Here is a 13,052-nt window from a genome sequence, read left to right on the forward strand (position 1 = left end):
TAAATCATTTCTATGTTGGAAAAGTACGGATTCTCTCCATACTCTTTTCCTAGCTGTTCGTATCATGTTCCTACTAAATTGACCTAGCGAGTCTAAAACCGAGATCATCTATATGAAATGTAGGATGGCTTCGACGACGACAAGTAGCTCCGCACCCTCTCGCTTTTTCAGCCCAACTACCACCACGGAAAATGCGGTATGATCCGTACACTGTTTCATCATACAAATCATAACACCATTCCCAAACGTTCCCTAGCATATCATAAAGTCCCCATACATTCGGTTCCTTTTGGCCAACGTCATGAATATGTCCATTTGAATTTTCATTATACCATGCTATATCATGAAGTTTCCCGTATGTATATCCGGTTGTACCTGCTTTACATGCATATTGCCACTCTGCCTCAGATGGCAATCGGTAGCCATTTGAATCTAACTTACATCTAACAATTTGACCACCATCACTAATAGAATAATATTCTTTTAATCCCGCTTTTTTTGAAAGTACATTACAAAACGCAATGGCATCGTTCCATGAAATATTTACAACTGGTTTATGATTATTTTCAAAATTATTTAATGTACAATTTGTAATAGCATCATATAGTTCCGTTGTTACAGCATACTTTGCAAGAAGAAATGGTTGAATTTGTACTAACCATTCTTTTTTTATTCGATCATCTCTTAATACTACCTCTCCAGCTGGAATATTGACCATTAATGAATCGATTAGTTGAATTAAATCGTTAGTCATTTTCTATTCCTCCAAACGTTCATTTTATATGAACTTATAGTCATATACTTATTACAAAATACAATTTTCAAAAAGCGTTAAATCTTTCATAATAAAAAACGATTAGTTTTATTAAACTAATCGGTAAGATCCACAAAGAATTTTTGTGTTACATTCTATTATTATATGTGCTCTAAAAATTTCCGAACCTCATTTGGAGATTTTAAAACAATAACCTTTTTCTCTTCGGGCAATTGCTCTAACTCTTTTAAAATTGTAGGTCGTTTAGCATTAGGATATTCCCATATCCATTTAAAAAATTGCAAATCAAATCTTTCTTCACATCCCGCGCCCATATCTGGTCTTGTTTTATTTCGGTATTTTACAATTCTTTTAAAAGCCCTATAAACACAAATTGTTCTATGAATATCAAGGAAGATAATTGTATCAGCTGCATTCAGTCTTATACCCATCGTCCCGCCGTAATTCCCATCAATAATCCATTTCTCATCTTTAATTAAGTTATTTTGAACTGTTATTTGTTCTTCTCTCGGAACACCTTCCCAATTCGGTTTCCAAAATAATGCATCAAGATGATGCACCTTAATATTTAATTTATTCCCTAACTGCCTTGCTAATGTAGATTTTCCTGAACCACCAGAACCAATTAATATTATTTTTTTCATAAAGGGCTCCTTTTTAAAATCGATTATTTCCTCCGTAACATAAACTCACAAAGTATGCCAACAACAACACCAATTGTATAAGCCACCAAATCACTCCACAAAAAACCGTATCCCAACACGAGTCCGCCCAAAGTCGTTGTACGAATGCTATCTATCCATTCCGCATGATACAATTGGCTCACTTCAATCCCGTAGCAAAACATTAAACTAATAAAAGCCAACTTCTTCGTCTCTGTTTTAGGAAACAAAAATCCAAAGCCAGTGAAAATCATTAATGCCCATAAAGCATCGCCTAAGTAATTATTTAATAGATGTGGTAGTGCAAAAGAAAACTTTCTTGAGCTAAGACCTAAAATAATAACAACTATAGTAAATAGTGCATATACTACTCTATTTCGTTTCGTATTCATTTTAAAGTCTCCTAATATGTAATGTAAAACTGTAAATAGCTAGTAAAACAAAGTTATTTTACTAGCTATTTATTGATTGCTTTTATGATAAGAAAATGTGGATTCATATTTAAATAATGATATGATTTTTCGCTTACTTCTTTCATTTTTTCAATTGCCTTCGGTTCCACTATCTCTTCTAATACAAAATAATTTGTAGTTTCATTTATTATGTCTTGTAGTGACCTTCTGAAAAATTCGACTTCAATAGTAATATTCGGTTTAACCCAAGTATCTATTAATAGCTGTTTTTCAAAATAACTTTCACATGGAAACTTTGTGAAATCCATAAAAGGATGATGGATAGAATATATAAGTTCTCCACCCGGCTTCAATACGCGACGAAATTCTTGAAATACTTGATTCCAATTTTCTAAGTAATGAAGAGTTAACGAACTTACAATCACATCATACGTATTATCTTCAAATGGCAATGTTTCTTGCAGATCATGACAAAGGAACGTTGCTTCTTCTCCTATATTTTCTTTTGCTGCTTTTACCATTTCAGGACTTACGTCAATTGCTGTAACATTTGCTCCTCTTCCTATGAATTGAGAAGTATACCATCCAGCTGCACATCCAGCATCTAGTATCTTTTTTCCTTCTAGTTCCTTTGAAATAAGCTCCATCATCGCCGGTCTTTCATAATAACTGTTATATGGATTTGCGAAATCTAGATTTTCTTTATATGTACTCGCTAATTTATCATACGTATCTTTAATCGAATCTTTCATTACACACACTCCTAATACATATTAATTCATTAACTCCTGCTGCTTTTTCTTTGAAAATGATTGTAGTACTAAATCATACGACCAATCAATCATTTTATTTATTTGCTCCTGTTCTATACCCTTATGAATATAAACGGTATTCCAATGTTTTTTATTCATATGATACCCTGGAATAATTGTTTCTGGATAATCTTCTCTTATCCTTAATGCGACTTCTGGATCACACTTCAATGTAATCGCAGCTTTTTCACCTTCTTCATGATTTACTATCGCAAATATTTTATTATTAAGTCTCATACATGTTGCACTCCAACCATCTGGAGAATCTTCTGTCGCTTTTCTTTTCGATAAACAGTACGCTCTTGTTGCATTCATTTTAATTGGCACCTCTTATTCTTTCCCTGTTTAATTACGATGCATCACAATTTGCTTCGTTGCTTGAAATTGTTGCTCACCATAAAACTTTATTAGCTTCTCTCCGCAAAATAGACTAACAATATCAATATGAGATATTTCTCGAAGTAATATTGTTAGCATCTTCTCTCCAATACCTTTATTTCTTACACTCTCATGTACGACAACATCTTCAATGTATGCTCGAAAAACACCATCAGAAACGACTCTAGCAAATCCAACTAATTCATTTTCTTCCCATACTCCAATGGCTATGCTATTCTTTAATATTTTTTCAATATCGACTTCTTTTCTTTCTGGCCACCAACCGACAGAATCATAAAGTTTTTTTATTTTTTCTGCACAGATTGGTTGTTCTTGTTGCAATTTATACGTGTACATATTCTTTCTCCTATCAAACAGTATACATAATATTATTATAATCTCTTTTCAAAAAAGTGCTGACTATGACCTTTCGGGTGATCTTCAACAATACCATACTCCCTGTAACCGTGCTTTTTATAAAATTCTGGTGCTTGAAAACTAAATGAATCTAGCAATATTAATCTACACCCTTTTTCCTTCGCAATCCCTTCAATTTCATGTAAAAGTTGGCTGCCATAACCGTCATGACGAACTGATTCATCAACCCACAAAAAGTCGATATGAAGATGATAAAAATACATCGTACCTGTTACGCCACCAAAAATTTTTCCTTCTTCATTTTTTACTACGAGGCTTACTTCTTCCATCGGCTGTCTTGCCTCATCTGTTAAGATGGACATATTATATTGAATGACTTTATTTTTAATGTATTCTCCTTCAGTGCGTGTACCGTTCTCTATATGTTTCATATACATTGCTTCCTTTCAGCTTAGTACGCTACATTTTATTTTTCCCCTTTAAAATACTAATCAAAACGAATCCACCATATGTAACAAAGCATGAAAAGCCAATTATCCCTGATACAGAGACATAGCCTACCATTATGTAACTTATAACTGCAAAACAAGCGATAGACAATAAAATAGATGGCCAAAATATAACAGCTATTTTTCTTCGTCCTCGTTTCGATGTACTTTCTTTCTCTCCAGAAACACGTGTGCCAAAAAGCAATACAATACAAATAAGGATCGCTGTAAAGTAAATTGTATCTAATGACAAATCGTGATCATATAGTGCGATTCCAACTTCAAGAGCAATAATCGTTAAAATTAAAATAATGATTGTTGAAGTCTTTAAGTTTCTTTTCAACCGCTCACTCCTAGCATGTTTTCACTATATTCTTTGTATATGTACTTTAAAACTACTGCAAAAACTTCATCTACCTCTTTATTTTCACGGCGATTCGGTAAATCTTTTCCCCCAATCACATAAAGAAGCGGAAATTCGTTAAACATTCCTATTATACCAATATTTATTGTAGCTGTGAGCAATCCACCTGTCATATGGGCTAAATGATAATATGGGATTTCTTCATACTCCCCTTGTTGTCTTACCATACCACTAATAATTGGTTCCCATAATTCTGGTTCTGATTTATAACCTTGAAAGGTTTGTATCAAAAGGGCAAGAACTTCATTTAAGTCTCCAATATTTTTCTCATCTCTAGCATTCTCTTGTATATGAATTTTTGAAAAGTACGTTTGTACATACATTTTCACAGCATCCCATCCACCACAGTGCATTACAACTGACTGTGCAACGTAACTATCATGACAAGCTATCATTACCTCGACCGCTTGACTAAGTGTTAAAGAAGTTCTTCCTTGTAAGTGCGGATATAACTGCGTACTATCTTCATGCGGATTAAATTTAATGTGATGAAGTATATCATTCCAATTATGTTTATTTTCCTTCACCATTTGTGCTACTACAAATCCAATAACTAATTTTGCTGCTGATGCTAACGGAATATTTAATTCACTATTATATGAAGCAACTATACGATTGTTTTTTGTAGAATAAATTTCCATTCCCACATAATTAGATTGTACCTCTTTTATTTTATTTATGACAGTTTCCATTTCCATCCCTCTTTTCATATCATTATATTAACTTCTAATAATTCAATATTGAATATAAAAAACCTTTTTATCAGCTATTAAAATAAGAAAAAGGTAGCATGAATTTTTTCTTGCTACCGAAAAATATTTATTCTTCTATAGGATTTTCAGGACCGTTAAGTTCCAGCTGATAAAAAGCTAAATCTAGCCATTTATTAAACTTATAACCAGCTTTTTTTATTGTCCCTGCATGAACAAATCCATAGTTTTGATGCAAGGCAATACTTTTTTCATTCTCTGCATCAATTCCAGCAATTAAGGTCATATACTCTCTTTCCTTCGCAATTTTGATTAATTCTTTCATTAATGAAGACCCAATGCCATTTTTTCTATATGCCCTATCTACATACACAGAATGTTCAACTGAATATTTATAAGCAGGCCACGCTCTAAATGGGCCGAATGTCGCAAACCCTACTACTTTATTATCTAATTTATATACGAAAATGGGATACCCTTCAGCCTTTTTTTGTTCATACCAATCTATTCTATTTTCAAGGGTTACAGGTTTATACGAATATACAGCTGTTGTATAAAGTATCGCATCGTTATAAATATCTAAAATGTATGCTAAATCTCTTTTCGTTGCTTCCCTTATCATTATTTTCTTCCTTTCATCATGTTCATCTTATTTCACTATTTTCTTAATAGTTTTATTTTATCGAAATTTCCGTTTTTTATCTACATACGAATACTAGCTTTTCGGAAACCATCAAATATATTTATTGCAGCAGATAACATATAAAAGAAAATTCCTCCCCCAATGAGCCACGTTTTAAACTCCTCTGGGGAAGTAGTAAATGCATTTGCCAAATACGTAATGAATCCTTCGTTTAATAAATGTGGATTTACTACAATTACAATGAATATGATTGTTCCGACTACTTGAAGAATAGCATTTCCAATTGCCAACCTTTTCGTCCATTGTCCCTGTACTAACTTATAAAGTGATATAGCTACTTCGAAAACGATCATAACCAAAATTAGGGGCCAGTATTGAAGCAAAACATCTTGATTAAACGTTGGCGCGACAAACTTCAATCCGTTTTCTGTACCATGATATACGCCTACAAGATGATTCGCATAAAAGTAAAGTGTAGCCCATATTGCTGTCCACATTAAACCTCCAAAAACTTCAAACTTTGAAATCGCCTTTTTCTTCGGGATATACGAAACATTTTTCAAGTCATCTGGTGTCCATTTTTTTAAGCTTGTTGTTAATGGGTGTGGATCCTTTTCTTTATCAGTTCTTTCTAAAATAGCAAATACAAGTGTTAACCAGAAAAATACATGGAGACCCACTTCAAAAATTTCCCCTATACCTTTACCTATCAATTGTAAAATAACATTTAATACCGCTTGATCACCATTATAGCCTATAAAATTTTCTGCAACCATTGAAATGAGCCCAATAACAGCTGCAATTGGTATAATCATTTTTAATAGCGTCGTATATACATCAAAATAACGTGGTCCAATTAAATGCATTGGTCTATCCAAGTACCCATTAGCCAATGAAACTGGACTTCCCAATTTTTCGAGTACACTCTTCACATCTTCCTCATTATAATCGTCTGGTAACATATCCTCTATTGTTGACCGTAGTTCAAGTGTAATATCTTCACGATTTTGTTCAGGCAATCTCTTCGCAACTTCATGGACATACATATCAATCAAACTCATTTTCGTCCTCCTCCTTTAATAAGTTATAAAGTTCTTTCGAATCCTTTATCCATTCCTTTTTTAACTGCAAAAATATTTCTAATCCATATTCACTTAAAACATAATATTTACGAGGTCTACTCTCCGTTTTATCCCAACTACTCGTTACTAGCTCCTGCTTTTCTAATCTGCGAAGTAGTGGATATAAAGTACTTTGATCAATTGTAATCCCTGATTGCTCCAATAACTGGACAAGTGAATATCCGTACTGCGGCGTTCTTAATTGACTTAAAACAGCTAACGTTAATGTCCCTCTTCTTAACTCAGTAATTAACGAGTTTAATAAAGTATCCATTCACTCACCTCATTTCCATTACTATATGTCATACAGTATGTGTTTTATACTATGTATCGTACAGTATTAATGTGACAAAAACTATAATCATTTACCAAAAAACGGATAATAAAAAGCGCAAATTATATGATTTTTGCTTTTTTAGCTAAGTTATATATCTATAGCAATCTAAAAGGTAGCACCTTAACTACTAATTTTGAAGTTCTAGTAATGCTATGTTACAAATATCGTATACATATGATGTGAACATAACATCTCACTATAGGAAGCTATTAAAACGGCAAATTACCATGGTTGAATGATTCCCGTTTTCAGCACCTAATCAACGTTATTTCCTTCATAAACTTCATCTTGTTCAAAATCTCTATTTTTATTTGGTTTATTAAAGTAAAATAAAAAACAATTAAATTAGGTTAATTGTTTTTCAAATGCAAAATCTTTATTTTTTTAAATAACCTATGATATTCGAAAAGACAAACTCTCCAAATGCAAGTGGTATATAAATAAACCATAACTTTAATATTGCCTTTGTTTCTTTGTGATCAGAATCCCCCATTAAAACCAATCCAATCCTTTTTCTTCTAATATTTTCATTTTAATTCCAATAACAAGGAAATTATACCATTTATCAATATTATAGTCTATGTTTTCTAAAAATTAGATAAATAAAACTTTTGTATTCCCTCAATATTCAGATAAACATAATAATTTTTTTACGTTTCATCTTCAAAGTCTATAATGAGTCCTGTTAGAACTGCTTCATTACCAATCGATTGGATCCCGTGACCAATAAAAATTCTTCCCACTCTAACTGCTCTTTTGTGATTCATCGTCACATTATGATGAATCACTCATACATTATCTAGAAGTAAAAACCCTAATTCACTTTTCTCTTAAAGAGCACAATTCAAATGTGCTCTTTTTAAGTCTGTTCGAATAAAATTAAAAATCCTACTGATAAACAAAAAATCTCGTTTATCAATAGGATTCATTAGCTATATATAGCAATTATAGCGAACTCCATCGCCTATTACTAAAGTCGAACTGATTTAAGTAATATAAATTCCCCGTTTTCTTTAGAAAATGGAACAACCTCTACAATCGCCTCAACATTAATTACTCCGTAAACATGCGGATATTCTTGACCGTTTGAAGCAAGTTCATATTTTACTTCTGCTTTTAATAGGGCTGGATCAATTGTAAGTAATAAAACATCTTCTTCATGCTTGAAATATTTTTCTGCAACTCTTAAAGCTTGATCTACTAATGAACAATGAATAAATCCCTCTTCTATAAGGGAATCTTCATTAATTTTTCCAATTATTTTTGCGATTTCCCAATTACTTTTCGTAATTACTTTTGTAATCATAGTAACTCTCCCTTTTTAATTTATGTAATGATATAATAACACTAAATTTTCAACACGTTCTTAATAGATTGGGGACTTATAATGGATAAACCTCTCACTACATTACAAACTATTATTATACATATGAATACAAATGAGCATTGGCATGATTTTATTTGTTACTGTCAGCATCGTGAAGCGGGACTTCGAAAATTAGCTTATAAACATTTAGAGACATTTATTTCAAATGCAAAGAAATGGGAATCAAAAGATCAAGAAGAGTTTGCCATTTCACTGTTTACTATTTTAGATGCATTAAACGAAAAAGATGAGGTCTTAACTTTCGCACTAAATAGTTTGCTAATAGACATTCTATATAGATGGACAGAAAACAACCCATTTGATTCAAGACCTTTTAGATGGATAGGAATTTATATGGACTCTAGCAATAAAGATGACGATTTAGAAAAATTCCTTCGAAAAGCGATTGAATTAGGTGGTGATACCGAACAAGAAGCTATGATATACCTAGTTTCTAATTACATCCATACTTTAGAATTTGGTACACATGAATTCCCTTCAGGTTATTGCGGAGATTTAAGCGAATGTATAGAAAAACTTCCCTATATGCTTCAATTAATTAATAGAATTCAGAATAAGAACATAAAGGAGCAAAACATTGGTCAAATACAAGAACAACTACACCTTATTCTAGATTGGTTAAAACATACACAAACTCCAGTAGATGCTGTTCGTACATGGGAAAAAGAACAAACTAAGGAATTAGAAAAAAGCATCGTATATCATTTAAACAACAGCTCAAGTCATTAATTCGTCTACCATTTTAATATAAAAAAGAGGATCTTCATACTGTACTAGAAAATCCTCTTTTTATATTTATCCCACATTAGCTTGCAGTAAAACTCCCCACTGATTATAGTTTTACTTTATTTTAATCCTTTAATTAAAGGTGACGCTTCCCCACTATGGAAAATCCATAAGTCATGAAGTGATCTCGTACATCCAACATATAGTAACTTTGCATCATGTTTTGTATTTTTGTAATGTTCCTCATCCACATCAATTAAAAGCACCGCATCAAATTCTAAACCTTTCGCTAAATAGACAGGTACTACTGATATACCACCTTCATATTTACTTTGGTTTGCTTCAATTACGTTTACCGTTAATTCTGCATTTTTTAATTTCACATATATATCACGGCATTCACCTTCTGTTCTTCCGATTACCGCAATTGTTTTCACATCTGCATTTTGCAAATGTTTTACCGTCTTCACAATTTCAGTAAATTGATTTTCTGCACGAATTACTTTCACATCTTCTCCACTGCGGAAGACTGGTGTTGCGAGTCCTACTGGGATGTCTGCATTTTTAATTATTTCATTTGCAAATTCAATAATTTCTTTTGTAGAACGATAACTTCTTGTCAATTCATAATAACCGGTTTCTTGGAATACTTCCTTAAAAGCATTCCAATCTTCAATTCCTTGGTAATCATAAATCGCTTGCGATAAATCACCTAATATAGTGAAAGAATTACCTAATGTAATTTCTTTTAATACATAAACTTGGAAAGGCGAAAAATCTTGCGCTTCATCAATAACAACGTGATGAAACTTCTGCCCGATTTCGATCCCTGTTATACGATGATGTATGTATATTAAAGCTGGTAAATCTTCTACATACACTTCTTTTTTACGACAACTCTTTTCTGTTTCTTTAACAAGTTCTTCAGGTAATACCTCAAGTATTTCTTTACTTTTTACTATTGAACTATACAGTGAAAGAGCACTCATTTTTGGCCAAAACTTCATATATGCGTTCAGTCTCTTAGTCGCTTCTTTTTTAAGTAATTTTTTCTCGTTTGTTTCCCCGAATTTTTTAAGTTCAATTTCAATCCAGCGCTTCATTCGTCCTACTAATCGTTCTCTTCTTTTCTGTAAAGGATAATGTTTATATTCAACTTGCATCCATTTTTTAATATCTTCTACTGGGATAATCGCTCTATCCCACGCCTCAAAATCTTTTGTCGGAATTAACTCATTTTCAAATTGGATCATTCTCTCTTCAATAAACGTCTTAAATTCCAACGTACCCTTTAATTTACCTAGCATTACCTTCTTTTCATCACGATTAATTGAAAATGCTTCTTTCAATTTTTCTTCTGTCTGCTTTAGTTTCACTGAATCATCTAACGTACGTAATGCCCAATCCGGAAACGTTGTTTGACTAATATTCCCTACACCTAATTCAGGAAGTACACTCGAAATATAGTCTAAAAACAGACTATTCGGCGCAAATACGATCATTCTTTCTGCTTCTAGTTGTTCACGATATTCATAAATTAAAAAAGCAAGGCGATGTAAAGCAATTGTTGTCTTTCCGCTCCCTGCAACCCCTTGAATAAGTAATGGTAAATTTCTTTCCGCTCGAATAATATCATTTTGTTCTGATTGAATCGTTGAAACAATATCCTTTAGCTTATTATCTTTATTCTCACCTAATCGATATAGAAGAAAATCATCGGCATGCGATACATCTTCATTTCCTTTTACATATGTATCAACAACACGTTCAAGTTCTCTTTTTCGAATGGAAATGTTTCGTTTTAAATACACATCACCTTCTACTAACCCATCTGGTGATTGATAAAACGCTAATTCGTCTCCACCGGTAAATGAATAAAACATACTTGCGACAGGTGCCCGCCAATCGATAATGATTGGCTTCATCGTGTCCATATCCGAAACCCCTACTTTTCCGATATAAATCGGCATAACTTCTTCTTTTCCATCTTCCTGAAAATCTAACCTTCCAAAGTACGGCTCTTGCACACCAATACGTAAGTTTTGTCTATTAGACTCCCTCATACTTTCAAGAATTTGCTCTTTAAAATCTTCTCCATAATAAACTGGGATTTTTTCAAGCTTATCCAATTGCTCATCCATCGTATGTAAAGTATCCTTCATTTTTTGTAACTCATCTTCAAATATGTTGCTCATTTCGACGATTCCCTCCTGTCCGTTCTAATTTTTCAGTCGAAGTATCATTGTATTAAAAATCCAATCATAAAGTCAATAGTTTCCATTTAAATTTTCCGAAAAAACTTACTTTTCATCTTTCTAATTTAAAAAGAATATGCAACATCTAAATCAAACAAATACACATATAGTATAGTGATGCATGCAAAAGATACTACTTTCTATTTGTCTCCTATTTAATTTATCTATTAAAAAACATTGTAAAAATTAAAGATTTTAATCAATGGGCGTTTTACTGCCCATAAATAGTAGGATAAACAAAAGTAAAGGAGGCTCTTCAAATGAATGTCGCGAAAAAGAAATCACTAAAGTTATATTTACTTATTTTTGTATTCACTGTTTTGGCCAGTGGATGGATTGGGGTATTTCTAGATTCTCTTCTAACAAATCAACCTGAAGGAAACACTTTAGGTATGGGATTATGGCTAATATTACCTTTCCTCCTAAGCATTTTCCTTAGAGTTATTAGCCGAGATTGGAATGATTTTGGCATCAAGCCAAATTTGAAAGGAAACTTTACATGGTATTTCACTGCACTACTTATTTATCCATTCGTTACAGTAATAACGATAAGCATATCGCTCATTTTTGGAGTAGCTCATATTTCTAGTTTTGATATATCCACGTTATTGTCACTCATAGTCATGTCTTCTATTGGAAACTTTATTAAAAACATTTTTGAAGAGTTTTCTTGGCGTGGTTATTTAACTCCAAAGTTGATTGAACTAAATCTAAACGATTGGTACATTTATATTATTTCTGGTTTAATTTGGGCACTTTGGCATGCTGCATATTATATAGTCTTTTTGCCAAATGAATATTTTGAATCTATCTCAAGATTAAATATGCTTTTATCTGGCTGTATCCTTATGGTTTGTTGGTCAATTATGTATGTTGAAATATATAGACTTACAAAATCCGTCTGGCCATGCGTTATCATGCATGCGATCGAGGATGCTGTTCCTACTGTTTTAGTTACCATAACAGGGATTATTACCCTTACAAACAGTAGTGATTTTTGGTTAAATCCTATTAGCGGGGTCGCTGCTACTGTTTTATTTCTCGGAATTGGAATCGTACTAAGAACTATAAGAATAAAAAGAGAACGACAATTATTCACACAATAAAAAGCAGATAATGAATTCGTCATTATCTGCTTTCCAATTTTTAAAACTACCTTATTATATTTTTTGATACATAAGCCAGTCATCAGATTCTATCACTTTCTTTAACATCTTTTTATCTTGAGCGATATACACATATGCCTCTATTTTCCTATCAGCAACATATACTGTTTGCGTGATTCGATCATATAAATCAGTCTCCGCATTACCTGTATATTCTTCTAGTTCATCTAACTTACACAATATCTCATCATTTACTACATAAACTTCTCCATACACCTTTTCTTCAATCGAATAAGTCATGGCCGGATATCCTTCGTTCGTATCAAATAATTTTCCATATGTCCAAGCTCTGTCTGCAATGCATGTTGCACCTAGCATATAATGAGCATTCGTTTGTCCTCTTCTTAACGTGCCATAAACGAAAACATGATACATAA

17 protein-coding genes and 1 riboswitch are annotated in these 13,052 nt (G+C 32.5%); of the genes, 2 read left to right on the forward strand and 15 right to left on the reverse strand.

Annotation, left to right across the window (positions count from 1 at the left end; genetic code table 11):
• Nucleotides 1–73 precede the first annotated feature (73 nt).
• The 13 genes from ACTJJY_RS07005 to ACTJJY_RS07065 all read right to left on the reverse strand — a co-directional run bounded on the left by ACTJJY_RS07005 (nucleotide 74) and on the right by ACTJJY_RS07065 (nucleotide 8,447).
• A complete protein-coding gene (locus tag ACTJJY_RS07005; RefSeq protein WP_440605298.1) occupies nucleotides 74–754 on the reverse strand; it encodes a formylglycine-generating enzyme family protein in 681 nt (226 codons plus the stop codon).
• A 161-nt stretch (nucleotides 755–915) separates the two neighbouring features.
• Nucleotides 916–1,419, reverse strand: coding sequence for a DNA topology modulation protein (locus ACTJJY_RS07010; RefSeq protein WP_000720561.1), 504 nt, complete (start codon nucleotides 1,417–1,419; stop codon nucleotides 916–918).
• Between the two features lie 23 nt (nucleotides 1,420–1,442).
• Nucleotides 1,443–1,829, reverse strand: a complete 387-nt coding sequence (locus ACTJJY_RS07015) for a DUF2809 domain-containing protein (protein ID WP_440605299.1) — start codon at nucleotides 1,827–1,829, stop codon at nucleotides 1,443–1,445.
• 65 nt (nucleotides 1,830–1,894) lie between these two features.
• Nucleotides 1,895–2,602, reverse strand: a complete 708-nt coding sequence (locus ACTJJY_RS07020; RefSeq protein ID WP_089171226.1) for a class I SAM-dependent methyltransferase — start codon at nucleotides 2,600–2,602, stop codon at nucleotides 1,895–1,897.
• A 21-nt stretch (nucleotides 2,603–2,623) separates the two neighbouring features.
• Nucleotides 2,624–2,977: an MmcQ/YjbR family DNA-binding protein gene (locus tag ACTJJY_RS07025; protein ID WP_000994624.1), complete on the reverse strand. Its 354-nt coding sequence runs from the start codon at nucleotides 2,975–2,977 to the stop codon at nucleotides 2,624–2,626.
• A 30-nt stretch (nucleotides 2,978–3,007) separates the two neighbouring features.
• Nucleotides 3,008–3,397: a GNAT family N-acetyltransferase gene (locus ACTJJY_RS07030; protein ID WP_000288963.1), complete on the reverse strand. Its 390-nt coding sequence runs from the start codon at nucleotides 3,395–3,397 to the stop codon at nucleotides 3,008–3,010.
• Nucleotides 3,398–3,432: 35 nt separating this feature from the next.
• Complete coding sequence (locus ACTJJY_RS07035) at nucleotides 3,433–3,849, reverse strand: GNAT family N-acetyltransferase (protein WP_440605300.1); 417 nt, start codon at nucleotides 3,847–3,849, stop codon at nucleotides 3,433–3,435.
• Nucleotides 3,850–3,877: 28 nt separating this feature from the next.
• The gene (locus ACTJJY_RS07040; protein ID WP_440605301.1) at nucleotides 3,878–4,249 is read right to left on the reverse strand and encodes a hypothetical protein; all 372 of its coding nucleotides are present in this window, start codon (nucleotides 4,247–4,249) and stop codon (nucleotides 3,878–3,880) included.
• Nucleotides 4,246–5,022 (reverse strand): serine hydrolase, encoded by a 777-nt coding sequence (locus tag ACTJJY_RS07045; RefSeq protein ID WP_089171228.1) that lies wholly within the window; start codon nucleotides 5,020–5,022, stop codon nucleotides 4,246–4,248. The genes ACTJJY_RS07040 and ACTJJY_RS07045 overlap by 4 nt, the downstream gene beginning before the upstream one ends.
• A gap of 127 nt (nucleotides 5,023–5,149) precedes the next feature.
• A complete protein-coding gene (locus tag ACTJJY_RS07050; RefSeq protein ID WP_440605302.1) occupies nucleotides 5,150–5,662 on the reverse strand; it encodes an N-acetyltransferase family protein in 513 nt (170 codons plus the stop codon).
• 80 nt (nucleotides 5,663–5,742) lie between these two features.
• Entirely contained in the window at nucleotides 5,743–6,744 is a 1,002-nt protein-coding gene (locus tag ACTJJY_RS07055; RefSeq protein ID WP_440605303.1) for an HAAS signaling domain-containing protein, read from the reverse strand.
• A complete protein-coding gene (locus ACTJJY_RS07060; RefSeq protein ID WP_144465260.1) occupies nucleotides 6,731–7,078 on the reverse strand; it encodes a PadR family transcriptional regulator in 348 nt (115 codons plus the stop codon). Before ACTJJY_RS07060 ends, ACTJJY_RS07055 begins: the two co-directional genes overlap by 14 nt.
• A 975-nt stretch (nucleotides 7,079–8,053) precedes the next feature.
• A riboswitch (Fluoride riboswitch) is annotated at nucleotides 8,054–8,115 on the reverse strand.
• The gene (locus ACTJJY_RS07065) at nucleotides 8,112–8,447 is read right to left on the reverse strand and encodes a DUF952 domain-containing protein (protein WP_000629081.1); all 336 of its coding nucleotides are present in this window, start codon (nucleotides 8,445–8,447) and stop codon (nucleotides 8,112–8,114) included. It overlaps the preceding riboswitch by 4 nt.
• Nucleotides 8,448–8,528: 81 nt before the next feature.
• Here ACTJJY_RS07065 and ACTJJY_RS07070 point away from each other — a divergent pair, with 81 nt between their 5' ends.
• Nucleotides 8,529–9,257, forward strand: a complete 729-nt coding sequence (locus ACTJJY_RS07070; RefSeq protein WP_440605304.1) for a hypothetical protein — start codon at nucleotides 8,529–8,531, stop codon at nucleotides 9,255–9,257.
• Nucleotides 9,258–9,373: 116 nt separating this feature from the next.
• Here ACTJJY_RS07070 and ACTJJY_RS07075 read toward each other — a convergent pair whose 3' ends face one another.
• Nucleotides 9,374–11,449 carry a HelD family protein gene (locus ACTJJY_RS07075; RefSeq protein WP_440605305.1) on the reverse strand — a complete coding sequence of 692 codons (2,076 nt, stop codon included), beginning with the start codon at nucleotides 11,447–11,449 and terminating at the stop codon, nucleotides 9,374–9,376.
• 320 nt (nucleotides 11,450–11,769) lie between these two features.
• On the opposite strand from ACTJJY_RS07075, the gene ACTJJY_RS07080 reads away from it, so the two are divergent.
• Nucleotides 11,770–12,615 carry a CPBP family glutamic-type intramembrane protease gene (locus ACTJJY_RS07080; RefSeq protein WP_440605306.1) on the forward strand — a complete coding sequence of 282 codons (846 nt, stop codon included), beginning with the start codon at nucleotides 11,770–11,772 and terminating at the stop codon, nucleotides 12,613–12,615.
• Between the two features lie 54 nt (nucleotides 12,616–12,669).
• On the opposite strand, the gene ACTJJY_RS07085 is transcribed toward ACTJJY_RS07080, so the two are convergent.
• Complete coding sequence (locus ACTJJY_RS07085) at nucleotides 12,670–13,050, reverse strand: gamma-glutamylcyclotransferase family protein (protein ID WP_440605307.1); 381 nt, start codon at nucleotides 13,048–13,050, stop codon at nucleotides 12,670–12,672.
• Nucleotides 13,051–13,052: the final 2 nt, after the last annotated feature.

Source organism: Bacillus sp. 22475 (genome assembly GCF_052044835.1).
Lineage (GTDB): Bacteria > Bacillota > Bacilli > Bacillales > Bacillaceae_G > Bacillus_A > Bacillus_A cereus.